Raw genomic sequence first — 24,651 nt, forward strand, 5'->3', positions numbered from 1 at the left:
CTATATCCTTGCGGATTGAATCGGAAAAGAAACAAAACGGTCGGGCAACAATTTATTCGTCAGCTTTCCATGTCTGCTTTATGTGCGCAACCGCCTCACGCACACTTGGGGTGGCGGGGGTGGAGTGCTATTCATGATTGCATGACAGCGCATACCGACACGGAAGCGGACATTGCCGCCCGGCAGACACTCCGGCGATACCAGAATGCAGCCACCGGGCTACTGGTGCTGATGGGGGGGCTGACCGTTGTGGGTTACGCCGCCCCTGCTGCGGGCTGGGTTGAGGATGGATTTTTTCTGGAAATGTTCCGCGCGGGCGCGCGGGCTGGCGTTGTGGGCGGGGTGGCTGACTGGTTTGCGGTTGTGGCCCTGTTCCGCCACCCGTTGGGGTTGCCCATTCCGCACACCGCTATTCTGCCTGCGCAAAAGGACCGGCTTGCCCGCGCCCTTGGCCGGTTTGTGGCCAGTCAGGTGTTTACGGCCAAGGAGGTGGAGCGCGTTCTGGCCAAGGTGGATGTGCCCGGTTTTATTGCCAATCTGCTGGAAGACCCCGCAACGCAGGATGCGGCAGTGGGGGCCATGGCCCGGTCCATGCCGCAACTGCTGGACCGGCTGGAGGATGGCAGGGCCAGCAACGCCATAGGCCGGATTATGCCCGGCCTGCTGGGGGGGAGCGATCTTTCTCCCGTTATTGCCAAGGCGTTGCGTAGTCTGGTCGATGATGATCGGCATCAGGAGGTGCTGTCCTACTTTCTGAGCCAGCTCAAGGACGGGCTGAAGGCCAAGGAAAGTGCCCTGCGCGACATGATTGAGGAGCGCGTGCGGGAGCAGGGGGGGCGTATTCTGGGTTGGGCCATTGGCGGTTCCATTGCCACCAAGGTGCTGACAGCCGCAGCGCAGGAACTGGACCGAATCGACCCGGAAAATTCCAGCCTGCGTGAGGGCTTTACAAGCTGGGTCAGACTCCAGATTGACCGGATAGAAACCGACCCCGAACGCGGGCGGGAGTTTACGCAGGCGGTCACGTCCGTGCTCTCGCACGAAAGTGTTGTGGGGTGGTGGGGCGATATCTGGCTGCGTTTTCGGCGTATGGTGGAAACCGATGTGGAAGACCCGCAGGGCCGCACGGCCTGCCTGCTGCGCGATGCATTGGGCCGAATGGCGGGGCAGTTGCGCAACGATGATGTGTTGCGCCAGCGTATAGTAGAGCGAGTGGACGGTACAATTGGCAAAGCTCTGCCGTTTGTGCGTGACCAGATGGCCGAATTTATTGCCCGCGTGGTGTCTGGCTGGAACGCGGTGGAAATTGCGGAAAAACTGGAACTGCGTGTGGGCAAGGACCTGCAGTTCATTCGGTTTAATGGCACATTGGTCGGGTTTGCCGTGGGGGCTTTGCTGTTTGCGGCGCTCAGGCTGACGTTTGGGATTAACGCCCAGTAAATTTTCTTTTTTGTGCCAACTGCCTTCGGGGGAGGCAAAAGTTGGTCGCATGGCACTTGAGCGGATATGGAAAGGCTTGTGCCGCAGGGATGGGCGTAAGCTTGGCTTAAAGGCAGCCTTGCTGGGCACCGCAGATCACATATGCGTGGAAAGGCCGGAGGAGGCTGCCTGTAACAGGAGGTTTTGGGTTGACGTTGGCAACGCTAGTCGCCATGTATCCGAAACAGGACCATTCAGGTCTTTAATTAGGTGAAAGCCGGATTATGCTGAAACTTTCCCGTCTGGCGGACTATGCGATCGTCATACTTGTTAAACTGGGAGAACAGGACGGCGTGGTAACATCCCCAGCCCTTGCCGCCGTTACCGGTGTGCCCGAACCAACGGTTGCCAAGGTGCTCAAGGTTTTATCCTCGCATGGTTTTGTGTTGTCCCAGCGTGGCGCAAAGGGTGGTTATCGTCTGGCCCGGTCCTTGGCGGATATGTCTGTTGCCAGCGTTATTGCCGCAGTTGATGGTCAGATCGCCCTGACCGCCTGCGTGGGCGGACGTGAGTGTGATACCGGGCTGTCCTGCGGTCTGTGCGGTAGCTGGGACGTTATCAATACGGCAATACGCTCAACACTTGAGGGAATTTCGCTGGAGAGCATGCGCCCTAAGGAGGCATGTTCCACGGTTCTCTCCCAGATCAACAAGCTCAACGCGACCCACACAGTACGGGAAGGGGCCTGAACAATGCCAGCAGTCACACAAACGCGCGAAGCCGTCGAAAAGCTGGGTCAGTCCACGTACAAATGGGGCTTTGAGACCGATATTGAGATGGATATGGCCCCCAAGGGGCTGAATGAAGACATTATCCGTCTGATTTCCAGCCGTAAGGAAGAGCCTGAATGGATGCTGGAATGGCGTCTGGCCGCCTATAAAACATGGCTGGCCATGACGGAGCCCAAATGGGCCAAGGTCGGTTATCCTCCCATCGATTATCAGGACGCGCATTACTACGCAGCGCCACGCAAAAAGCCCGGCCCCAAATCCTTGGATGAGGTGGACCCCGAACTGCTGCGCACGTACGAAAAACTGGGCATTCCCCTGCATGAACAGGCCATGCTGGCCGGGGTGGAAGCGCCAGAAGGCGAGCGCATGCCTGTGGCCGTGGACGCGGTGTTTGACAGCGTGTCCGTTGCCACCACCTTCCGCAAGACGCTGGAGGAAGCCGGGGTTATTTTCTGCCCGATTTCCGAGGCGGTGAAGGAACACCCCGATCTGGTGCGCAAGTATCTGGGCACGGTTGTGCCTGCGGGGGACAACTTTTTTTCCGCTCTGAATTCCGCCGTGTTTACGGATGGTTCGTTTGTGTACGTGCCCAAGGGGGTGCGGTGCCCCATGGAGCTGTCCACCTACTTCCGGATCAATGCCAAAAACACCGGGCAGTTCGAGCGTACCCTGATTGTGGTGGAAGAAGGCGCGTCCGTTTCCTACCTTGAGGGCTGCACGGCCCCCATGCGGGATGAGAACCAGCTCCACGCCGCCGTGGTCGAACTTGTGGCCATGGACGATGCCTCCATCAAATACTCCACGGTGCAGAACTGGTATCCGGGGGATGAGAACGGGCGTGGCGGTATTTACAACTTTGTGACCAAGCGTGGCGCATGCCGTGGTGCGCGCTCCAAAATATCGTGGACGCAGGTGGAAACGGGGTCCGCCATTACGTGGAAGTACCCGTCCTGCATCTTGCAAGGCGAAGGCTCGGTGGGCGAGTTCTATTCCGTAGCCGTTACCAACAACCGCCAGCAGGCCGATACCGGCACCAAAATGATCCATCTTGGCCGCAACACGCGCTCCACCATTATTGCCAAAACCATTAGTGCGGGTCGCTCGGACAGCACCTATCGTGGTCTGGTGCGGGTGCAGCCAAAGGCGTCTGGCGCACGCAACTTTACCCAGTGCGACAGCCTGCTGATTGGCGACCAGTGCGGGGCGCACACCGTGCCTTATATTGAGAGCCGCAACATGAATGCGCGCATTGAGCACGAAGCAACAACATCCAAAATTTCAGAAGACCAACTGTTTTACTGCCGCCAGCGTGGCCTGTCCGAGGAAGACGCCGTCGGCCTGATCGTAAACGGGTTTTGCCGCGATGTTCTGAAGGAACTCCCCATGGAGTTTGCTGTGGAAGCGCAAAAACTGTTGCAGATCAGCCTTGAAGGCAGCGTGGGTTAAAGGAGAGCAGAGTATGAGCCAGTTTTTGGAAATTTCCGGCCTGTGCGCGCAAATTGACGCCGACGGACAGGAAAAGCAGATTCTGCGTGGTGTGGACCTGAGCATTCCGCCGGGTGAGGTGCATGTGATCATGGGGCCTAACGGCTCCGGTAAATCAACGCTCTCCTACGTTCTGGCCGGACGGGAGGATTACGAGGTCACAGCAGGCACGGCCACCTTCCACGGGCAGGACCTGCTGGCCATGGAGCCGGAGGAGCGGGCAGCCGCTGGGCTGTTTCTGGCTTTTCAGTCCCCTATCGAACTGCCGGGCGTGAACAACGCCAACTTCTTGCGGACGGCCGTTAACGCCGTACGGCGTGCGCGCGGGCTGGAGGAACTGGACGCTGTTGCCTTCCTTAAAATGGCGCGTGAGGCCGCTAAAGCCCTTTCCATGGCGCCGGATATGCTCAAGCGGAATGTGAATGTGGGCTTTTCGGGTGGGGAGAAAAAACGCAACGAAGTGTTGCAGATGACCCTGCTCCAGCCGACCTTTGCCATTCTGGACGAAACAGATAGCGGGCTGGATGTGGATGCCCTGCGCATTGTGGCCGAAGGTGTTAACCGCCTGCGTGCCCCCACATTCTCGGCTCTGGTGATCACGCACCACCAAAAGCTGCTGGATTATCTGGTGCCAGACCGTATTCACGTTATGGCGCGGGGGCGGATCATTCTGTCTGGCGGGCCAGAGCTTGCACGCCAGATTGATCAGGAAGGCTACACCAAGTTTCTGGCGGAGGTGGCGTGAACGCACTCAGCAAAGATATGTCCGGCCCGTTAGCGCTGTTTGCAAACAGGCTGAACACCCTTACCGGGGCCGAGCGGCAGTCTGCTGCCGGGGCTCTGGCCAGAACTGGCCTGCCAGACCGCAAGGTGGAAGCATGGCGGTACACAGCCCTGCGCGCTTTGGGCAAGCAGGATTATGCGGCCCCGCCCGAACAGGTGGATGCCAGCACGGTCCGTGCATTGCTCGATGGCGTTTTGCAGGCCCACCCAGCCATGGCGGCCCTGCCGCGCGTGGTATTTGTTAATGGTCGCCACGCACCGGCTTTCAGTGCTTTGCCTGATGATGTGGACCTGTCCTTTTTTGCGCAGGATCCCGCGTTTGGTTTGCAGGCAGCCCCCGACCGGGACCCGCTTGTAGCCCTGAACACCGCACTGGCGGAGGATGGTCTGGTCCTGCGTGTGCCTGCGGGGGCGGATGCGGGGCATGTTATGCTCATTTCCCTTGGGGTTGGGGGGGCGGAACCACTTTCCTTCCATCCAAGGCATACGGTTGTTGTGGAAAAAGACGCCCATCTGCGGTTGATCTGCGTGCAGGCCGGGCAGGGGGTGTATTTCCATAACCCGGTCACGGATATTCGGGTGGAAGACGGTGCAACGCTTGAGCATGTCACGTTGCAGACGGAGGGGGATCAGGCCATCAGCCTTGGCACCCTGTATGCCCATGTTGGCCACCAGAGCGTCTATGACAGCTTTGTGCTCGGGCTTGGCGGTCAGCTTGTCCGGCACGAGGTGCATGCCCATCTGGCGGCCCCCCGTGGCGTTGTCCATGTGAATGGCGCGCAGCGTCTGGCCGGGCAGCAGGTGGGGGATATTACCAGCGTCATCACCCATGCCGCATCGGACTGCACATCGCGCCAGACGGTGCGTAATGTGCTGGACGGTCATGCGCGGGGTGTTTTCCAAGGGAAGGTGCTGGTCGAGCGGATTGCCCAGAAAACAGACGGCTACCAGATGAATCAGGCCCTGCTGCTCTCCCCCGATGCGGAGATAGACGCCAAGCCGGAGCTTGAAATTTATGCCGATGATGTCCGGTGCAGCCACGGCGCAACCGTTGGCGCACTGGATGACGATCAGCTTTTTTATCTGCGGAGCCGTGGCATACCCGAGCACGAGGCCCGCCAGATTCTGATCGACGCCTTTTTGGACGAAGCCGTGGCCCTTGTGGTGGACGCAACGGCCCAGACCCTCTGCCGTTCTGTTCTGGCAGCCCGGTTTGCAGGGCGGGGAGAGCCGTCATGAACACGCACACTCCAACAACCCACGCAGGACCTCAACTGGATATACAGGCCATTCGCCAGCAGTTCCCTATTCTGGGGGAAAAGGTGCATGACCGCCCGCTGGTTTTTCTGGATAGTGCGGCTTCGGCCCAGAAGCCCAATGCCGTGATCGATAGCATGGCCAACACCATGCGGCACCAGTACGCCAATATTCACCGTGGCCTGCACTGGATGAGCGAGCGCACAACCGAAGCATATGAGGCTGTGCGTGATCTGGTGGCCGATTTCCTTAACGCGCCCGCGCGCGAGGAAATCGTGTTCACCCGCAACAGCACGGAGGCCATCAATCTGGTGGCCCATTCCTTTGGCGCGTTGCTTAAACCCGGTCAGGCGGTCCTGATCTCGCAAATGGAACATCATGCCAACCTTGTGCCGTGGCAGATGCTCCGCGACCGGGCAGGCATTGACCTGCGCGTGGCGCCCATTACCGATGACGGTGATCTGGACATGGATGCCTACAAGGCCCTGCTGGCCGACGGCAAGGTTGCTCTTGTGGCCATCACGCATATGTCCAACGTGCTGGGCACCATCACTCCGGCACAACAGATTGCGGAAATGGCGCATGCCGCCGGGGCGCTGGTGCTGTTTGATGGCAGCCAGTCCGTTGTGCACCACAAAACGGACGTGCAGGCGCTGGGGGCGGATTTTTACACCTTTACCGGCCACAAACTGTACGGCCCAACGGGCATTGGTGTGCTGTGGGGCCGCCGGGACCTGCTGGAGCAGATGCCTCCCTTCCTTGGTGGGGGGGATATGATCTCCACCGTAACGTTTGAACACTCCACATGGGCCAACATTCCCCACAAGTTTGAGGCAGGAACACCTGCTATTGTGGAAACCATTGGTCTGGGTGCCGCCATTGAGTGGGTGAGCAAGATCGGGTTTGACGCCATAGCAGCGCACGAGGCGGATCTGACCGCCCATGCGTTGCAACGCCTTGCCACGGTGCCCGGCCTGAGCATTGTTGGGCGTCCGCGTGTGCGTGGCGGCGTGGTGTCCTTTACCATGGCTGATGTGCACCCGCATGATATTGCAACACTGCTTGACCGCAACGGCATTGCCATACGTGCGGGGCACCATTGTGCCGAACCGCTTATGCGCCGCCTTGGCCTGAGTGCAACTGCCCGCGCCAGTTTTGGTATTTACACCCAGAAGGAAGAAATTGACGTGCTGGCCGATACGCTGGTGCGGATACGGGACTTTTTTGTGTGAGCACCGCCACCGCAGAGCGTGACGCCTTGTATGACAGGCTGATTGTGGAGCGTGCCCGTACGCCACTTTACGCCGGTCGATTGGTGGAAGCAGATGCGCGCGGCGATGGCCGCAACCCACTGTGTGGGGACAAAACACATCTGGATATTGTGCTGAACGGGCACCATATCCAAGATATAAAGCACCAGACCCGTGGGTGCGCCATATGTGCCGCTGCTGCGGACCTTATGGCTGAACATATACGGGGTGGGAGCGTTGCACAGGCGCTGGAACTTTCCGATCGGTTCAGGGCAATGCTGGTAGAATCCTCCCCGCCCGTGGCGGCGGACGACCAGTCTGCCCCGTTGGGCACGCTGGAGGTTTTTGCTCCGTTACGGTCCCATAAAGCACGAATACGCTGCGCAGAACTGCCTTGGATTGCGCTGAAGGAGGCTTTTTCTCATGTCGATGGTTGAAGAAGGCGTTCAGGCGCAAACACACGCAGTCACTCCGCCGCGGGGTGATACGCCGGTTGAGGCCGTTCTGCACGCGGAGCACACTCAGGACGAAAGTGCTACCGCCAAGGTGGAAGGCTGGACCCCCGATGGTGATGATACCGTCCAGAACGCCACGCCAGAAGTGGCGGGCAAGGTTGCAGGTCCCGCATCTGAGGATGCGGTCATAGAGGCCATAGCAACCGTGCATGACCCGGAAATCCCGGTCAATATTTACGAACTGGGGCTGATTTACGCCATTGACCTGTATGATGACGGGCGCGTGCGGATTGAAATGACCCTGACCGCCCCTAACTGCCCCAGTGCGCAGGAACTGCCTATTCAGGTCAAGGACGCGGTAGAAAAAGTTCCCGGTGTGCAATCAGCCGAAGTGGACGTTGTGTGGGATCCACCATGGGATATGTCGCGCATGAGCGACGAGGCCCGGCTTGCCCTGAATATGTTCTGACGGAAAGGATGGAGTGATATGTCACAAACTGCGACCATTTCATCGACCAAAAGGGAATTGCCCCCTCTTATGCGGCTGACGGATGCTGCGGCAAACCGCCTGCGGCACCTGTACGCTACGGCGCATGCGGGTGAACTGCTGCGTATTTCCGTTTCTACCAAAGGCTGCTCAGGCAAAGCCTATGATATGGAATTTGTGGCGCAGAGTGGGGAGGGGGACGAGGTTGTGAAAGACCATGACCTGACCCTGCTGGTGGACCGCAAGGCCACGCTCTTCCTGATCGGCACGGAAATGGATTACCGGGAAACCGATCTGGAAGAGGGGTTTGTGTTCATCAACCCCAATGAGAAAGGGCGTTGCGGCTGCGGCGAGAGCTTTCACGTTTGAAGCGGCATACGGCCTCGGTTTCAGGTGACCACAAAAACTGGTCAATGACCGAGACCGTCTCCAGCTTGTAACCCGCCGCTGCCAGCAGGCTGGTATCGTTACTCAGGGCCGCCGGGTTACAACTGACGTAAATAACATAATCCGGTTTGCCCAGCGCAATCTGGCGCATTTGCAGCTTTGCCCCCGCATGGGGTGGGTCCAGCACAACCGCATCCGCTTTGCCAAGGTCCTTGCCCATAACGGGCTGGCGGTTCAGGTCGCGGCAGATGGGGGTAATGCGGGGTTTGCCAACACTTTTAAGGGCGGCCAGAGCGGGTTCATACCCTTCATAAGCCTGCACCTGGCAGCGTTCGCCCAATGGCAGGCTGAGCGTGCCACACCCTGCGTACAATTCAATCAGGCTGGCCCGTTTGCCAAGGCGTGGGGGAAGGGCGTCCAGCACAGCCTGTTGAATTGCGGATTCGCTCTGGGCCGTTGCCTGCAAAAATGCGCCGGGTGGGGGAGTAAGCTGGTGCCCCGCAATGGTCTGATAAACAGGGGCACGCTGCACGGCTGTTTCGGACGGCCCGGTCGTTTTTAGGCGCTGCCAGCTTATGCGCGGAATATCCAGCTCTTCTGCCAAAGCAGTCAGGCGTTGCCGGTCTGTGGCAATGAGGGGGGAATCGGTGCTGAGCAGAATATCCAGCCCCGAATCCAAAAGGTTCATGTGCAGATCAGCGGCCTTGTGCACGGCATTCAGGCTGCGCAATGTAGCCCGCAATGCAGGCAGGCTGGCTACAATTGTCGGGTGCAGCACCGCGCAACTGGTCATGTCTGTTACGTCATGGCTGCCCTTGGCGTGCAGGCCAATAATGATGCCCTGCTCTGTCCGGCGTACAGCCAGATCGGCCCGGCGGCGGCTGTTTGGGGGCACCTGAAAACTGGTGACATCGGCTGGTACGTCAAACCCGGCTTTTTCCAGCGCGTGGCTTACCAGACCTGTTTTCCATGCCAGCAGGGCGGGCAGGTCCATATACTGCAAAGTGCAGCCGCCACAGCGGTCAAATAACGGGCATGGCGGGGGTGTTCTGTGGGGAGAGGGGGCCAGAATATCAACAAGCTGGCCACGCCCATTGGGTTGCAGGCGGATGTTAACCTGCTCACCGGGGAGTGTGTCTGCAACAAACACGGTGCGCCCGTCAGGCAGGCGCGCCGCACCATCTCCCTGAGTTGCAAGATGGGAGATGGTGACTTCCTGTATGTCAGACACAAATTTTCCTTAGGTTAGGATGCCACATCGGAGATGTGGGCTGCGTCCTGCGCTGTTTCTGTATTTTCAAGCGTTCCCGGTGTGGCCGGGCGTGAAGAGTTGCGGCGTGGCAGAAGCATGAAGGCGGGTGTCTGATCGCCAAAGCCTGCAAATTCGCCAGCGGGTGCGGGCGGAATTTCATCACGCTGGTTGCGCCCACCTTTATGGGGCATGGCCTTGGGCACAGGCTGGGCAGCGGCAACAGGACGCTGCTGCTCGCGCTCGCGGGCCGGTTCACGCTCACGGGTGGCTTCGCGTTCACGGGCGGGTTCGCGGGTGCGGGCGGGCTCACGTTCGCGCTGCGGGGCGGGCTTGTCCTTGCGGTTTTGTCCGCCACGGGCCTGACTGCCCCCACGTGGGCGTTTTTCTTCCGACCATTCCAGTTGCTGCACACCATCAATGGACAGGCGCGGAATGGGTTTGCCAGTCAGTTGCTCAATCGCTTCGGCCAGTGTTTTGTCATACGGGGTGGCGATGCTGAAGGCATGGCCTTCGCGCCCGGCGCGGCCCGTACGGCCAATACGGTGGACGTAGTCCTCCGCATGGAATGGCAGGTCAAAGTTGAACACATGCGACAGGCCGCCAATATCAATACCGCGGGCTGCCACGTCCGAGCAGACCAGCACCTTGAGTTCGCCATTCTTGAATTTTTCCAGCGTGGAAAAACGAACGGACTGCGGCAGGTCTCCGTGCAGTGCGCCAACGGAAAAACCATGCTTGGTCAGGGACTTGTTCAGAACATCCACGTCGCGCTTGCGGTTGCAAAAGACAATGGCATTCTGGAGTTTGGGATCTTTAAGCAGCAGGCGCAGTGTTTCGCGCTTGCTGAACTCATCCACAATAACCAGCCCGGTTGTAATGGTCGACGCGACAGAGGACTGACGCGTAACCGTAATTTCCTTGGGGGAATGCAGGAATGCATCGGCCAGTTTGCGAATGGGCGGGGCCATGGTGGCCGAGAAGAACAGGGTCTGCCGCGTGGGAGGGAGCAGGCTGACAATTTTTTCAATGTCAGGAATGAAGCCCATATCCAGCATCCGGTCTGCTTCATCAATGACCAGAATTTTGGTGTGGTTCAGCAGCAGGCCGCCACGTTCAAACAGGTCGAGCAACCGGCCGGGTGTTGCAATCAGCACATCCACGCCGCGGTTCAGCACTTCCTTCTGGTCGGCCATGCTCTCCCCACCAATCAGCAGAGCGTGGTTGAGCTTGAGGTGCTTGCCATACTGCACAAAGTTTTCTGCGACCTGTAGCGCCAGTTCACGCGTGGGTTCCAGAATAAGCGAGCGTGGCATACGCGCCCGAGCGCGGGAATCGCTTAGAATTTCGAGCATGGGCAGGGTAAAGGATGCGGTTTTGCCTGTACCCGTCTGGGCAACACCCAGCACATCGCGCGCCATGAGCACGGCAGGAATAGCCTGTGCCTGAATGGGGGTGGGGTGCTTGTACCCCATTTCCTCAATGGCCTGCAGAATGGGTTTGGAGAGTTCAAGGTCCGCAAAGGTGATTTGAGGCTCTTCTTCTACACTATCCGCTACGGGAGGGATGGCAGGTTCAGCCGCAGCAGCAGGTTCTGGGGCTGGGGGAGCTGTAATGTCCAGTTCCACGGCAACCGGGGTTTCCGCCTGCGTTACCGGGGTAGCTTTGGCCGCCGTGGCTGCTTTTGTGCGCCGTCTGGCTGGTGTGCGTGCCTTTTTGGGCGCGGCCTTGGGGGCGTCTTCTTCAGCTACGGTGTTGTCCGTTGTTGTGTCCGCCACAGGCTCGGCAGCCGATTCGGCTTTGGGGGGGCTGCGGCGGCGGGGCGCACGCTTTTTTGGGGCCGGGGTGTCCTCGGCGGGAGCATCGGCACTGGCTGCGGGTGCGGTATTTTCCACCTCGGCGTCCTGCGCATCCAATGCGGTTGAACTGGCGGAAACCGCCGCCTTTTTCCGGCTGCGAGTTGTCGTCTTGCGGGGGCGGGCGGTTGTTTTGGCTGTCAATATGCTCTCGGAACTAGGTCTGTCGTTGCTCAGCTTACTGGTGGCTTTGTTCATGTTCGGCAAAGACCGTTTGCCAGATGTTCCATGGAATTTCAAAGCCACTCAGGCGCTAGTCCCGATAAAGGTCTTTCTGCTTAAAATCAAGTTTTTGGCAGGAATACTTACTTTCTTCACACAAAAGGATGGCCAAGGCAGGCCGAGAGCACGGCGAGGATTCCCAGTGCGACAATAACCAGCACCTGTTTGCGCACCGAGTCGAAGCCTGCTGCCTGTGGCCGGATGGCGCGGCGGAGCTTCTGGTAGGTGCCCATGTACATCCGCACAAACAGCACGGCCATGATCAGGCCAAGCAGTTGCATGGCGTTGGTTGTCCAGGGAGCGTTGGCAAACCCGCCCTCATGCAGAACCAGCAGCCAGCCGGTAATCAGTGCTGTGGGGATGGCGTGGGTCAGCCCTTTGAAAAAACGGGCCATGGTTTGCAGGTGAACGGAGTTGCGCTGTGTCTGGTCCAGAAGGTTCAGGCTTGGGCGCAGCACAACGGCCGCATACGCGCCACCACCGATCCACATGATGATGCTGATGAGATGGAGGGCAAGAACGAGGCTCCAGAGAATGGAATGTGGCATGGTGTCTCCGCGTGGCACGGTTGGGGGCAGGGTGGGCACTGACTTAGGTCTTGTAGTGGCCAAAGTGTCATGCCCGGTGCGTATCTGCCAGCCTGATTGCCAAGGGGACGGGGCAGGTGCAAGGGGCTATTGTGCCTGATGTCATTCACACTCTTAGCGCGGAGCCTTGCATGCAACCCGGTCATCCCTCATTCCTCAGCCTGTATACACCCACGCAAATGGGTGAGGTGGACAGGCTGAGTGCGGCCCATGTGCCTGTTGCTACTCTTATGGAAAATGCTGGTCGGGCCGTGGCGCGCGCGATCCGCCGCCATGAGCGGCCCGCACGGGTGCTGGTGCTGTGTGGGCCGGGGAATAATGGGGGGGATGGGTACGTAACAGCCCGGCATCTGGTGGCTATGGGGTGGCCGGTTGCCGTGGCGGAACTGGTGCCCCCCAAGGCGGATACAGATGCCGGGCGCGCCAGTGCCGCCTATACGGGGCCGCGTGTTCCGTTTGCGCCGGTCGAGGCGGCACGGGCCGATCTGGTGGTGGATGCCGTATTTGGCGCGGGACTTAGCCGTGATGTGGGCGGTCTGGTCGCGCAAACACTCAGTGCCGCCCGCCGGATTGTGGCGGTGGACATGCCATCGGGGCTGGATGGCGCAACCGGGCAGGTGCGTGGTTACGCGCCGCAGGCGGCCATGACCGTAACGTTCTGCCGGTTCAAACCCGGTCACCTTCTGTACCCGGCCCTTGGTCTGCTGGGGCGTCTGGTGCTGGCGGATATTGGCGTGCCCGACTCTATGCTGGCTGCTGTGCCCGCTACCACATGGCAGAATGCGCCGGGGTTATGGGCGCTGCCCGTTCTGGGTAACCAGAGCAACAAATATACGCGTGGTGTGGTCAGTATTTGTGCGGGGCAGTCCATGCCCGGCGCAACCCGGCTGTGCGCGTCTGGGGCGCGTGCTGTGGGGGCAGGGCTTGTGCGTGTGGCGGCCGGAGAGGCAGCACCCGCATACAGGCTGGGTCAGCCGGGCCTTATTGTGGATGATGCCCCGCTGGCAAAACTGCTGGAGGACCAGCGCAGGCATGTATGGGTCTGTGGGCCGGGGCTGAGCGAGGCGGAGGTGGGGGATGCTCTGCCAAAGTTGTTGGATTCGGGGCGGACCGTGCTGGCTGATGCCGGAGCCTTGACCGCCTGCACCGGACAGCCGGACAAATTGCGCGGAGTTTCGGTCATTACCCCCCATACGGGCGAGTTTGCGCGTGTGTTCGGGCCTGTGGGCGCCAACCCGCCAGAACAGGTGCGTCAGGCTGCGCGGCAAATAAATGCCGTGGTTGTGCTCAAGGGCGCCTCCACCCTGATTGCAGCGCCAGATGGGCGGTTGGCTGTTAATACACATGCCACGGCAGCACTGGGTACGGCCGGGTCGGGGGATACACTTTCGGGCGTGATTGCGGCCCTGCTGGCGGCGGGTATGCCCGCATGGCAGGCAGCCTGTGCGGGTGTCTGGCTGCATGGGGAGGCAGGGTTGCAGGCCGGTCCGTGGCCCGTGGCGGAGGATCTGGATCGGTATCTGGGGCTGGCCCGGCAGAAGGCCGAGCAGGCGCAGGGTGCCGAAGCGTTGCGCAAAATCCGTTTCGGTGTCTTGCCGAGCCTCGAACTTTGAGCTAAGTCCACGCATCTTGCCGACGGCGAGTTATTGAGTGTGCGCGGGCGTGGTGGAATTGGTAGACACGCCAGATTTAGGTTCTGGTGACGCAAGTTGTGGGGGTTCAAGTCCCTCCGCCCGTACCAATAAATTTTCATGCTCCCGTCCGCAGTCCGCCGCCGCCTTTTGGCGTTATTGCAGCGGGTGACTGATTTTTTGTACCGAGAGGAAGGCCTGGCCGATGCAGGTTACCGAGACCCTTTCTGAAGGGCTGAAGCGTGGTTTCACAGTTACAGTTCCGGCCGCGGAACTTGAGGCTAAGCGTGATGCGCGCCTTAAGGAAGTTGCTGGCAATCTGAACCTGCCGGGCTTCCGTCCGGGCAAGGTGCCTGTCTCTCTGGCGCGCCAGCGTTATGGCGATGCCATCTGGGGCGAAGTGCTTGAGCAGGCTGTCTCTGACGCCATTCGCACCGTGTTTGAAGAACGCGGTCTGCGCCCCGCCGGTCAGCCCAAGGTTGATCTGGTTTCCGGTCAGGAAGACAAGGGTGCGGATCTGGAATTCAAGGTGGAAAGCGAAATCCTGCCCGAAATCACCGTGCCGGACCTTTCCGATCTCGCCCTGACCCGCCTGAAAACCCCTGTTGCTGACGAAGCCATCAACAAGGTGCTGGAAGATATTGCCAAGCGCGGTCGCACGTTTGAAGTGATCGAGGAAGTCCGCCCCGCAGCCAAGGGCGACGTTGTTGCCATTGACTTTGTTGGCAAGCAGGACGGCGTTGCTTTTGATGGCGGCACGGCTGAAGACGTCAATGTCGAGATCGGTGGCGAAGGCTTTATTCCGGGCTTTGCCGAGCAGATCGAAGGCATGCAGCCGGGTGAAGAAAAAGTCATTACCGTGACGTTCCCCGCAGACTACGGCGCGGAAGAACTGGCAGGTAAGGAAGCAACCTTCGACATCAAGGTAAAGCAGCTTAAAAAGGCTGTTGATGCTCCGGTGGACGAAGATCTGGCCAAGAACATGGGCTTTGAAAGCCTTGAGCAGCTTAAGGATCTGGTGCGCAAGCAGATCGAAGGCGAATACGACCAGATGTCCCGCCTGCGCATCAAGCGCGACCTGCTGGACATTCTTTCCGGCAAGGCTGACTTCCCCGCCCCAGAAGGGATGGTGGAAGCCGAGTTCCAGCAGATCTGGAATCGTGTGGAAGCAGACCGTAAGGCTGGTCAGCTTGATGACGAAGACAAGGACAAGGACGAAGACACCCTGCGTGCCGACTACCGCAAAATTGCGGAACGTCGCGTAAGGCTTGGTCTGCTGCTGGCCGAAATCGGCCGCAAGAATGGCATTTCCGTAAGCCCTGAAGAACTGGGTCGTGCGGTACGGGCCGAAGCCATGCGGTATTCCGGTCAGGAAAAAGAGGTCTTCGAATTCTTCCAGAAGAATCCGCAGGCCGCAGAATCCCTGCGCGGGCCGATTTTTGAAAACAAGGTTGTCGATTACCTGATTGAGCTTGCCAAAGTCACGGACAAGGACGTGAGTCTGGAGGAGCTATCAGATATTCCCCCAGCTAATATCTGATAAAACGGCTCTGTCCCGCCAGTGTGAACTGGCGGGACATTCTTTTTGGGGCTGTTTTTCGTTTCTGGGGTGGCATATTGCCACTTTATCTCTATCTTGAATCGGTGTGCCTGACCCTGGTTCTGTCCATGGCAGAAGGCAGGGAGGGGCGTTTAAGTTTTTTGTACGGGAATGAGTGGTATGAGGGATCGTGATCCCGTTGAGATTTTCAGCAATGCACTGGTGCCGATGGTGGTCGAACAGACCTCTCGCGGTGAACGGGCTTTTGATATCTATTCCCGCCTGTTGCAGGAACGGATCATCTTCCTGACCGGGCCTGTCTATGATCAGGTGGCTTCGCTTATTTCTGCGCAGCTTCTGTATCTGGAAAGTGTGAACCCGACCAAGGAAATTTCCTTCTACATCAACAGCCCCGGTGGCGTTGTGTCGGCCGGTCTGGCTATTTACGATACCATGCAATACATCCGCAGCCCGGTGAGCACAGTGTGCATCGGTCAGGCGGCATCCATGGGGTCTCTGCTCCTTGCCGGTGGCGAGAAAGGGCGCAGGTTCGCGCTGCCCAACGCGCGTGTTATGGTGCACCAGCCTTCTGGTGGTGCACAGGGGCAGGCAAGCGACATTGAGATTCAGGCCAAGGAAATTCTGATTATCCGGCAGCGTCTGAACGAAATCTACCGTGAACATACTGGCCGTACGCTGGAAGAAATTGAGCAAAAGCTTGAGCGAGACAGCTATATGTCCGCAGGCGAAGCCCAGTCTTTTGGTATTGTGGATGAAGTGATCAGCCACCACAAAGCGGCAGAAGCAGGTAAAAAGGATAAAAGCCATCCTTAATCTGGCATACTTTAAGCCTCCTGTTACAGTAAGGAGGCTGTCTGTCCCCGGGCATGCAGGAAAGGTTCGGGGTTTGGCCCTTGGTTCTGCGGAGTCCGGGGTGATCGGGGGAGTGGGCTGATGAGTACAAAGTCCGGAGATTCCAAGAACACGCTGTACTGCTCGTTCTGCGGCAAGTCACAGCATGAAGTGCGCAAGCTTATTGCTGGTCCCACCGTATTTATCTGCGATGAATGCGTTGAACTCTGCATGGATATTATCCGTGAAGAGAACAAGACCATGCAGGTCAAGTCGCGCGAGGGTGTTCCTACTCCCAAGGAAATCTGCAAGGTTCTGGATGACTACGTTATTGGTCAGATGCAGGCTAAAAAGGTGCTCTCCGTAGCGGTGCATAACCACTACAAGCGCCTGTCGCAGGTGACCAAGGCTGGCGAAGTTGAAATTGCCAAGTCCAACATCCTGCTTATCGGTCCTACGGGTTCGGGTAAAACCCTGCTGGCCCAGACGCTGGCGCGCATTCTGGATGTGCCCTTTACAATGGCGGACGCCACAACTCTGACAGAAGCGGGGTATGTGGGGGAAGATGTTGAAAACATCATTCTCAAGCTGTTGCAGGCGTCTGATTATAACGTGGAGCGCGCGCAGCGCGGGATTGTCTATATTGACGAAATCGACAAGATTTCCAAAAAATCGGACAACCCCTCCATCACGCGCGATGTGAGTGGTGAGGGCGTTCAGCAGGCTCTGCTCAAGCTTATGGAAGGCACGGTTGCCTCCGTTCCTCCGCAGGGTGGTCGCAAACATCCGCAGCAGGAGTTCCTGCAGGTGGATACGACCAACATGCTCTTTATCTGCGGTGGGGCTTTTGCCGGGCTGGATAAAATTATCTCTGCGCGCGGCAAGGGTACGGGTATTGGCTTTGGGGCCGATGTGCGCTCGCTTGATGACCGCCGGATGGGAGAAATCCTGCACGACGTTGAGCCTGAAGATCTGATGAAGTTTGGCCTTATTCCTGAATTTATCGGGCGTCTGCCAGTGCTGGCAACGCTGGGTGATCTGGACGAAGCCGCACTGATCAAGATTTTGACCGAGCCAAAAAATGCTCTGGTCAAGCAGTACCAGCGCCTCTTCCAGATGGAGGATGTCCAACTGTCCTTTACGGATGATGCGCTCAAGGCCATTGCGGACCGGGCCATTGTTCGCAAGACGGGGGCTCGTGGGTTGCGTTCCATTCTGGAGAGCATCCTCATGTCCACCATGTTTGACCTACCCGGACTCGATACGGTCGAGGAGGTTGTGGTCAACCGCGAGGTGGCGGATGGAAAAGCCAGTCCGGTCTATGTGTATGGCAAGAAAAAAGACGTGCCAGCAGAGCAATCTGCCTGAGGCAGGTTAGAGTTTTAGCGTAAGCAGCACGAGCGGGTCACCTGTTCGTGCTGTTCTTGCCTCTGCCCTATTGTTCCGGGCTGTGGGCATAACAACATAAGAGAAACACAGGGGTATCTCCCTTAGGGGGTATCTTCTTCAGTGCAGGGGTATGCCGCTTGGCGGGTGCCCGGCACCGATCGTCCTTATCGGGAGGTCATGACGATGGCTGATAACGAAAAACCGGCACCACGGCGTAGGCGCAAAAGCGATCAGGTTGCTTCGGCCGTGCCCGAACAGTCTGTTCCTGCGGTTGACGCAACGGCAGTGGAAGCCGCGACCAAAAGCGCGCATGTGGCTGTTCTGCCGCTGCGCGATATTGTGGTGTTCCCCCACATGATTGTGCCGCTGTTTGTCGGGCGGGAAAAGTCCGTGCGCGCACTGGACTCGGTCACAAAAGACGACCGGCACATTTTGCTGGTCGCCCAGAAAGATGCGGCACAGGACGACCCCACGCCTGATGATATTTATCGGGTTGGAACGCTCTCCACCATTCTGCAGCTACTCAAGCTGCCCGATGGCACGGTCAAGGTGCTGGTCGAAGGTGTGCGCCGTGTGCGCGTTAAGGCGCTGCATGAGGTAAACGGCCACTTTGAGGCTGATATTGAGGAAATGCCCGCCGAGGCCGCCATTGGGCCAGAGGCGGAAGCACTTGGCCGTTCGATCGTGTCGCAGTTTGAGCAATATATGAAGCTCAACAAAAAAATTGCGTCCGAGGTTCTGGTCTCGCTCAACCAGATTAACGATCTGTCCAAGCTGGCAGATACGGTGACCAGCCATCTTTCCCTCAAAATTTCCGAAAAGCAGGAAATTTTGGAAGCCCCCACCGTGCAGGGGCAGTTGGAGAAGGTCTTTGGCCATATTGAAGCAGAAATTGACGTGCTTCAGGTGGAAAAGAAGATCCGCAACCGTGTCAAACGCCAGATGGAGAAGACACAGCGCGAGTACTATCTGAACGAGCAGCTCAAGGCTATTCAGAAAGAACTGGGCGAAGGTGAAGACGGCAAGGACGAAACGGCCGAAATTGAAGAGCGGATCGTCAAAACCAAGCTCTCCAAGGAAGCGCGCGAAAAAGCTCTGAGCGAGCTGAAAAAGCTGCGTGGCATGAGCATGATGTCCGCCGAGTCCGGTGTTGTGCGGAACTATCTTGACTGGATTTTGAGCATTCCGTGGAAAAAGCGGACCAAGGTGCGCCACGATCTGGTTGAGGCGGAAGAGGTTCTGGACGCCGATCACTACGGTCTGGAAAAGGTCAAGGAGCGCATTCTGGAGTATTTGGCAGTCCAGAGCCGTTCACAAAAACTCAAAGGACCGATTCTGTGCCTCGTTGGGCCGCCGGGTGTGGGTAAGACATCCCTTGCGCGTTCGATCGCCAAGGCAACGGGGCGGCATTATGTGCGCATGTCCCTTGGTGGTGTGCGTGACGAGGCTGAAATCCGGGGGCATCGGCGCACGTATATTGGCTCCATGCCGGGCAAGATCATTCAGGGAATGAAAAAGGCGAAGGTGTCCAACCCGCTTTTCCTGCTCGATGAAATTGACAAGCTGGGGTCCGACTGGCGCGGTGATCCGTCTTCCGCTTTGCTGGAAGTGTTGGACCCGGAACAGAATGGCACGTTTGCCGACCATTATCTGGAGGTCGATTACGACCTGTCGGATGTTATGTTCGTGACCACGGCCAATAGTCTGGATATGCCCCAGCCGCTGCTGGACCGTATGGAGGTGATTCGCCTCTCCGGTTACACAGAGGACGAAAAGGTCGAGATCGCCAAACGCCACCTGATCAACAAGCAGATCGAGGCCCATAACCTCAAGCCGGGTGAATGGTCGATCAACGAAGAAGCCCTGCGTGACGTGATCCGTTACTACACGCGTGAGGCCGGTGTGCGTAACCTTGAGCGCGAACTGGCCAAGCTTGCCCGTAAGGCGGTTAAGGAAATTGTGACCGGCAAGGCCAAAAAGGTCTCGGTAACGGCGCGTAATTTGGAAAAATACGCAGGCGTTCAGCGTTTCCGCTACGGTGAGACTGAGGCGGAAGACATGGTGGGCGTTGTGACCGGTCTTGCCTGGACCGAAGTGGGCGGGGAAATCCTGACCATTGAGAGCGTGATGGTGCCCGGTAAGGGTGGCATAGTGGAAACCGGCAAGCTGGGCGATGTGATGAAGGAGAGCATCTCTGCGGCGTTCTCGTTTGTGCGGAGTCGGGCGGCCAGTTTTGGAATCGTGCCAACCATCTTCGACAAACGCAGTTTTCATGTGCATGTCCCTGAAGGCGCGACTCCTAAAGACGGTCCTTCGGCCGGTGTGGCTATGGTGACATCTCTGGTTAGTGTTCTGACCGGTATTCCCGTCCGTCGGGACGTTGCCATGACCGGTGAAATCACGCTCAGGGGGCGTGTTCTGGCTATTGGCGGGCTGAAGGAAAAGCTTCTGGCTGCTGTACGTTCGGGCATCCGCACGGTGTTTATTCCGCAGGAAAACGAGAAAGATCTGGCGGAAATTCCTGACAGCGTGAAGAAGAATCTGGAAATTGTACCCGTTTCGCATGTGGACGAAGTTTTGGCCCGTGCTCTGGTCAGCCAGCCCACGCCCATTCATTGGGAGGACGTGCCTGAACCAGTGCCTGCAAACGGTGCGCAGACAGTTGTTCCGGTGCTGCCGCATTAACCAAAATGCACCAGAAGTCCGAAGTTTGCGTTTGCTTGGTTGACGTAGGAAAAAACGGCTTCATAGTGCGTTCAGGCAGCGGAGAGGCGGACGAAACCCGCCCGCCGCCCCTATGAATTGAAAGAAAGTGAAAGGCGTAAGATGGAGAAGCCGCTTAACAAGCAGGAGCTCGTCTCAGCAGTAGCAGAGGCCGTTGACCTGCCGAAGGCTAAGGCCGGAGAAGTGGTCGACGCCGTATTCGGTGCGATTGAAAAAGCTCTGTCCACAAAGCAGGAAGTGCGTCTGGTGGGCTTTGGCACGTTTGTGACCGCAACCCGCAAGGCCGCCAAAGGCCGTAACCCCCGTACCGGCGAGGAAATTGATATTCCGGCTTCCACCTCTGTCCGCTTCAAGCCGGGCAAGGCACTGAAGGACGCTGTTAGCAAATAATCCTCCTTCGGATTTAATTTCAGACCGGCCGGCAATTTCTTGAAAAAAGAGGTTGCCGGCCGTTTTGTTTTGTGACACATAGGGCGCGGGCGATTAGCTTAGCGGTAGAGCATCTCGTTTACACCGAGAGGGTCGGCGGTTCGATCCCGTCATCGCCCACCATTCCCAACAGTTTGTGTTGTGGGGCAGAATTTACAATTCTGCATTATGGCTTCCTCCTCCGGGCAGGGAGCCTATTTTTTTCTGCCAAAAAGTATTTCCTCACAACAAAGTGGCCGCAACCATACGCGTTCGTGCATGGTCGTCTGCATGTTGCGGGTCTAGGGTGACTGCATCAAACAGCTTATTGCAAGCTTTTCATGCGTGCAGGAATTTTCCATGCAGTCTGTCCTAGGCGATTATGCCCCAGTTCTGATTTTTGGTTGCGTGTCGGTTGTTATTGCGGCCGCAATGCTCGGTATGGCTCTGTTAAGCGGGCACCAAAAACCGTACCCCGAAAAACTCACAGCGTATGAGTGCGGGTTTGGCCCATTTGATGATGCCAGGCGCCGCTTTGATGTGCGCTTTTATCTGGTGGCCATTCTTTTCATTATTTTCGATCTGGAAGTCGCCTTTCTGTTCCCATGGGCCATAAGCCTTGGGCGGATTGGGCTGTTTGGCTTTTTGTCCATGCTTGGTTTTTTGGCCGTGCTGGGGATCGGCTTTTTGTATGAATGGCGCAAAGGCGCGCTGGACTGGGATTGAGGGGACGCCAGCATGACCACAGATCACAACGAAAACGCCATTATGTGGAACCGGGAGGCTCTGCCTCCCGGCCCGGAGCAGGATGCGGTGGTGCGCGGCATTACCGGTGTGCTGGCTGAGAAAGGGTTTGTGGTTGCAAGCCTGGACAAGCTGGTTAACTGGGGGCGCACTGGCAGCCTGTGGCCTATGTCTTTCGGGCTGGCGTGCTGCGCGGTGGAAATGATCCACGCGTATATGCCACGGTATGATCTGGACCGTATGGGCATTATTCCCCGCGGGTCGCCACGGCAGTCTGATGTGATGATTGTGGCGGGCACACTGACCAATAAAATGGCCCCGGTTCTGCGCCGCTTGTATGAGCAGATGGCCGAGCCGCGCTGGGTTATTTCCATGGGGTCATGCGCTAATGGCGGGGGGTATTACCATTACTCCTACTCCGTTGTGCGCGGGTGTGACCGCATTGTGCCTGTGGACGTGTATGTGCCGGGCTGCCCCCCCACGGCTGAAGCGCTGATCTACGGGATTATGCTGCTCCAGAAAAAAATTCGTCGGACAGGGACCATTCTCCGTGGCTGATATTTCTATAAATCCAAGGCAGGCCCGCCTGGAAGGGCAACTGTGTTCGCTGGCGTTTACGTTCCTTGCCTCCCAGCCTCATGTTTTTTATGCGGCGGTGGAAAAGGGCGAACTGGTCGTGCGCACAACGCGTGAGCACCTTGTGCCGTTCCTCACCCTTTTGCGTGACGACCCGCGTTACCGGTTTGAACAACTGATGGACCTTTGCGGGGTGGATTTTCCAGCCCGCGCACAACGGTTTGAGGTGGTCTATAACCTGTTATCCGTGACCTATAACCGGCGTATCAGAATAGTGGTTAGCACGGATGAGTATGGGGCGGTGCCTTCTGTGCATCACCTGTGGCCATGCGCAACATGGTGGGAGCGGGAATGCTACGACCTGTTTGGCGTGCTGTTCTCTGGCCAGCCGGATTTGCGCCGGATTCTGACAGATAACGGGTTTGAAGGGCATCCGCTCCGTAAAGACTTCCCGCTGACTGGGTATGAGGAAGTCCGCTATGATGCGGAGCGCAGGCAGGTTGTTAAAGAACCTGTTTCATTAACGCAGGATTTCCGTGATTTCGATTTTGTTTCTCCATGGGAAGGTATGCTGACCTTGCCGGGGGACGAAAAAGCACACGAGGTCCGGCAGGGCATGAAGAGGTCCGGTTGATGACTGAGCAGAAAAATACGGAATCTCTCGCTTTTGCACAGACCGTCCTGCGAGAAGACATTCCCCAGAGCCTGTTGCCAGAACAGAAAGCTCTGGAAAATGAAAACAAAATTGTCGAAATCGACTCCCACGCGCTCAATTTTGGCCCCCAGCACCCCTCTGCTCATGGTGTGCTGCGTCTGGTGCTGGAAATGGAGGGGGAGCTTGTAGCGCGCGCGGTGCCGCATATTGGGCTTTTGCACCGGGGTACGGAAAAGCTGATTGAATACAAGACGTATCAGAAGGCGCTGCCATATTTTGACCGTCTGGATTACGTCTCCCCCATGTGTGAGGAGCAGGCTTTTGCTCTGGCCACAGAAAAACTTCTGGGGATCGACATTCCTGAACGGGCCAAGTGGCTGCGCGTGATGTTTGCGGAAATTACCCGTATTCTAAACCATATTCTCAATCTGACAGCTATGGGCTTGGATTGCGGCGCGGTAACGCCCGCCCTTTGGGGGTATGAAGAGCGCGAAAAACTTCTGGAGTTTTATGAGGCCGCATCGGGTGCGCGCTTCCATGCCAATTATTTCCGCCCCGGTGGTGTTGCGCGGGATATTCCAGCAAGTCTGGAAGACCGGATTGGCGTATGGGCCAAGGAGTTTCCAGCATGGATTGATGAGCTGGAAGGTCTGCTGACCGAAAATAGAATATGGAAACAACGCACGGTTGGTATTGGTGTTTTTACAACCGAGCAGGCTCTGGCATGGGGCTTTAGTGGCCCATGCCTGCGTGCATCAGGCGTGCCGTGGGACCTTCGGCGTAATCAGCCTTATGATAATTACCATAAGGTGGACTTTCATGTGCCTGTCACCCGGCAGGGTGATTCCTATGATCGCTATCTGGTGCGCGTTGCGGAAATGCGTGAAAGCGTCAAGATCATTGAGCAATGCCTAAGCCAGATGCAGGCCGGGGACGTTAAGGTACAGGACCCCAAGTTCAGCCCGCCGCCCAGAGCGGACATGAAGCGGTCGATGGAAGCGCTGATCCATCACTTCAAGCTGTTTAGCGAAGGGTATCATGTGCCTGCGGGTTCCACCTATACGGCGGTCGAAAGCCCCAAGGGTGAATTTGGTGTCTATCTGGTGGCCGATGGTAGCAACAGGCCATATCGGTGCAAAATTCGGCCAACCGGTTTTGCCCATCTACAGGCCATAGATGAGCTTTCACGGCGCGGTATGCTGGCCGACATGGTGGCTATTATCGGGTCGCTTGATCTTGTGTTTGGGGAAGTCGATCGATGAGCACAGTCTGGACCCCGGCAGAGCAGCCGGACAGCTTTGTATTCGACGCTGCATCGGAAGAAGAAATTGCAGGCGTTCTCACCAAATATCCGGAGGAACGTAAGGCAAGTGCTGTTATGCCCTTGTTGTATATTGCACAACGGCAGATGGGGCGCGTAACCGGGAGTGCATGGGTGCCTGTTGCTGCCATGGATGTTATTGCCCAGCGTCTGGGCATGGCGGCCATACGGGTTTACGAAGTGGCGTCTTTTTACACCATGTTCAACACCCAGCCTATCGGGCGCTATCATTTGCAGGTTTGCACCACGACCCCATGTTGGCTCCGTGGCTCTGACGATGTGGTCGAAGCCTGCCAGAAAGCAACGGGTATCCAGCATTTTGGCGAAACCAGCGCAGATGGTTTGTTCACCATGAGCGAGGTCGAGTGCCTTGGGGCGTGCTCCAATGCGCCAATTCTGCAAGTTGATGATGATTTCTACGAAGATATGAATGCCGAACGCACGGAACTGGTTATAGCGGAGTTGCGGGCAGGGCGTAGGCCCACACCCGGCCCCATGATCAACCGCAGTGTTTCGGCCCCCGAGGGTGGGCGCAAAACGCTGCTATCACCTTCCACGGCGGATCAGGAATAGGAGAGACGGC

At 57.8% G+C, this 24,651-nt stretch carries 23 protein-coding genes and 2 tRNA genes; 22 read left to right on the forward strand and 3 right to left on the reverse strand.

The features are described from left to right. Positions 1-141 precede the first annotated feature (141 nt). From AABE20_RS07845 to AABE20_RS07885, 9 genes are all read left to right on the forward strand, one after another. Positions 142-1,440 carry a DUF445 domain-containing protein gene (locus AABE20_RS07845; RefSeq protein WP_338332551.1) on the forward strand — a complete coding sequence of 433 codons (1,299 nt, stop codon included), beginning with the start codon at positions 142-144 and terminating at the stop codon, positions 1,438-1,440. 263 nt (positions 1,441-1,703) lie between these two features. Beyond that, positions 1,704-2,168, forward strand: a complete 465-nt coding sequence (locus AABE20_RS07850) for an SUF system Fe-S cluster assembly regulator (protein ID WP_338332552.1) — start codon at positions 1,704-1,706, stop codon at positions 2,166-2,168. Between the two features lie 3 nt (positions 2,169-2,171). After that, the gene (gene sufB / locus AABE20_RS07855; protein WP_338332553.1) at positions 2,172-3,656 is read left to right on the forward strand and encodes a Fe-S cluster assembly protein SufB; all 1,485 of its coding nucleotides are present in this window, start codon (positions 2,172-2,174) and stop codon (positions 3,654-3,656) included. Positions 3,657-3,669: 13 nt separating this feature from the next. Next, positions 3,670-4,440, forward strand: a complete 771-nt coding sequence (sufC, locus tag AABE20_RS07860; RefSeq protein ID WP_338332554.1) for a Fe-S cluster assembly ATPase SufC — start codon at positions 3,670-3,672, stop codon at positions 4,438-4,440. A gap of 17 nt (positions 4,441-4,457) precedes the next feature. Next, on the forward strand, positions 4,458-5,717 hold the full coding sequence (gene sufD, locus AABE20_RS07865) for a Fe-S cluster assembly protein SufD (RefSeq protein WP_408740805.1): 1,260 nt from the start codon (positions 4,458-4,460) through the stop codon (positions 5,715-5,717). Continuing rightward, on the forward strand, positions 5,714-6,967 hold the full coding sequence (locus AABE20_RS07870) for an aminotransferase class V-fold PLP-dependent enzyme (RefSeq protein ID WP_338332556.1): 1,254 nt from the start codon (positions 5,714-5,716) through the stop codon (positions 6,965-6,967). The genes sufD and AABE20_RS07870 overlap by 4 nt, the downstream gene beginning before the upstream one ends. Next, a complete protein-coding gene (sufU, locus tag AABE20_RS07875) occupies positions 6,964-7,422 on the forward strand; it encodes a Fe-S cluster assembly sulfur transfer protein SufU (RefSeq protein WP_338332557.1) in 459 nt (152 codons plus the stop codon). Before AABE20_RS07870 ends, sufU begins: the two co-directional genes overlap by 4 nt. After that, positions 7,409-7,909, forward strand: a complete 501-nt coding sequence (locus AABE20_RS07880) for an SUF system Fe-S cluster assembly protein (protein WP_338332558.1) — start codon at positions 7,409-7,411, stop codon at positions 7,907-7,909. Before sufU ends, AABE20_RS07880 begins: the two co-directional genes overlap by 14 nt. An 18-nt stretch (positions 7,910-7,927) precedes the next feature. Beyond that, the gene (locus tag AABE20_RS07885) at positions 7,928-8,296 is read left to right on the forward strand and encodes a HesB/IscA family protein (RefSeq protein ID WP_338332559.1); all 369 of its coding nucleotides are present in this window, start codon (positions 7,928-7,930) and stop codon (positions 8,294-8,296) included. Here the strand turns inward: AABE20_RS07885 and rlmD are convergent. The 3 genes from rlmD to AABE20_RS07900 all read right to left on the reverse strand — a co-directional run bounded on the left by rlmD (position 8,244) and on the right by AABE20_RS07900 (position 12,189). Continuing rightward, on the reverse strand, positions 8,244-9,545 hold the full coding sequence (gene rlmD, locus AABE20_RS07890) for a 23S rRNA (uracil(1939)-C(5))-methyltransferase RlmD (RefSeq protein ID WP_338332560.1): 1,302 nt from the start codon (positions 9,543-9,545) through the stop codon (positions 8,244-8,246). The genes AABE20_RS07885 and rlmD overlap by 53 nt on opposite strands. A gap of 14 nt (positions 9,546-9,559) precedes the next feature. Beyond that, the gene (locus tag AABE20_RS07895; RefSeq protein ID WP_338332630.1) at positions 9,560-11,563 is read right to left on the reverse strand and encodes a DEAD/DEAH box helicase; all 2,004 of its coding nucleotides are present in this window, start codon (positions 11,561-11,563) and stop codon (positions 9,560-9,562) included. A gap of 170 nt (positions 11,564-11,733) precedes the next feature. After that, positions 11,734-12,189: a hypothetical protein gene (locus AABE20_RS07900; RefSeq protein ID WP_338332561.1), complete on the reverse strand. Its 456-nt coding sequence runs from the start codon at positions 12,187-12,189 to the stop codon at positions 11,734-11,736. 170 nt (positions 12,190-12,359) lie between these two features. On the opposite strand from AABE20_RS07900, the gene AABE20_RS07905 reads away from it, so the two are divergent. The 13 genes from AABE20_RS07905 (at position 12,360) to AABE20_RS07965 (ending at position 24,641) form a co-directional block, all read left to right on the forward strand. Continuing rightward, the gene (locus AABE20_RS07905) at positions 12,360-13,841 is read left to right on the forward strand and encodes an NAD(P)H-hydrate dehydratase (protein ID WP_338332562.1); all 1,482 of its coding nucleotides are present in this window, start codon (positions 12,360-12,362) and stop codon (positions 13,839-13,841) included. Between the two features lie 43 nt (positions 13,842-13,884). Next, positions 13,885-13,969 (forward strand) — tRNA-Leu (locus AABE20_RS07910). Positions 13,970-14,064: 95 nt separating this feature from the next. Beyond that, a complete protein-coding gene (tig, locus tag AABE20_RS07915) occupies positions 14,065-15,399 on the forward strand; it encodes a trigger factor (protein ID WP_338332563.1) in 1,335 nt (444 codons plus the stop codon). A 171-nt stretch (positions 15,400-15,570) separates the two neighbouring features. After that, positions 15,571-16,233, forward strand: coding sequence for an ATP-dependent Clp protease proteolytic subunit (locus AABE20_RS07920; RefSeq protein ID WP_194301039.1), 663 nt, complete (start codon positions 15,571-15,573; stop codon positions 16,231-16,233). Positions 16,234-16,353: 120 nt separating this feature from the next. Further along, positions 16,354-17,619: an ATP-dependent Clp protease ATP-binding subunit ClpX gene (gene clpX, locus AABE20_RS07925; RefSeq protein ID WP_165990824.1), complete on the forward strand. Its 1,266-nt coding sequence runs from the start codon at positions 16,354-16,356 to the stop codon at positions 17,617-17,619. A 204-nt stretch (positions 17,620-17,823) separates the two neighbouring features. Continuing rightward, positions 17,824-20,325 (forward strand): endopeptidase La, encoded by a 2,502-nt coding sequence (gene lon / locus AABE20_RS07930; RefSeq protein ID WP_338332564.1) that lies wholly within the window; start codon positions 17,824-17,826, stop codon positions 20,323-20,325. 141 nt (positions 20,326-20,466) lie between these two features. Further along, on the forward strand, positions 20,467-20,754 hold the full coding sequence (locus tag AABE20_RS07935) for an HU family DNA-binding protein (protein WP_086637932.1): 288 nt from the start codon (positions 20,467-20,469) through the stop codon (positions 20,752-20,754). An 87-nt stretch (positions 20,755-20,841) separates the two neighbouring features. After that, positions 20,842-20,916, forward strand: a tRNA-Val gene (locus AABE20_RS07940). A gap of 216 nt (positions 20,917-21,132) precedes the next feature. After that, positions 21,133-21,498 (forward strand): NADH-quinone oxidoreductase subunit A, encoded by a 366-nt coding sequence (locus AABE20_RS07945; protein ID WP_059024086.1) that lies wholly within the window; start codon positions 21,133-21,135, stop codon positions 21,496-21,498. A 12-nt stretch (positions 21,499-21,510) separates the two neighbouring features. Continuing rightward, entirely contained in the window at positions 21,511-22,074 is a 564-nt protein-coding gene (locus AABE20_RS07950; protein WP_338332565.1) for a NuoB/complex I 20 kDa subunit family protein, read from the forward strand. Then, positions 22,067-22,726 (forward strand): NADH-quinone oxidoreductase subunit C, encoded by a 660-nt coding sequence (locus AABE20_RS07955; protein WP_338332566.1) that lies wholly within the window; start codon positions 22,067-22,069, stop codon positions 22,724-22,726. The genes AABE20_RS07950 and AABE20_RS07955 overlap by 8 nt, the downstream gene beginning before the upstream one ends. After that, a complete protein-coding gene (locus AABE20_RS07960) occupies positions 22,726-24,009 on the forward strand; it encodes an NADH-quinone oxidoreductase subunit D (RefSeq protein ID WP_338332567.1) in 1,284 nt (427 codons plus the stop codon). Before AABE20_RS07955 ends, AABE20_RS07960 begins: the two co-directional genes overlap by 1 nt. Beyond that, positions 24,006-24,641 carry a complex I 24 kDa subunit family protein gene (locus AABE20_RS07965; RefSeq protein WP_338332568.1) on the forward strand — a complete coding sequence of 212 codons (636 nt, stop codon included), beginning with the start codon at positions 24,006-24,008 and terminating at the stop codon, positions 24,639-24,641. The genes AABE20_RS07960 and AABE20_RS07965 overlap by 4 nt, the downstream gene beginning before the upstream one ends. Positions 24,642-24,651: the final 10 nt, after the last annotated feature.

It is taken from the genome of Acetobacter zythi, from assembly GCF_963921165.1.
GTDB lineage: Bacteria > Pseudomonadota > Alphaproteobacteria > Acetobacterales > Acetobacteraceae > Acetobacter.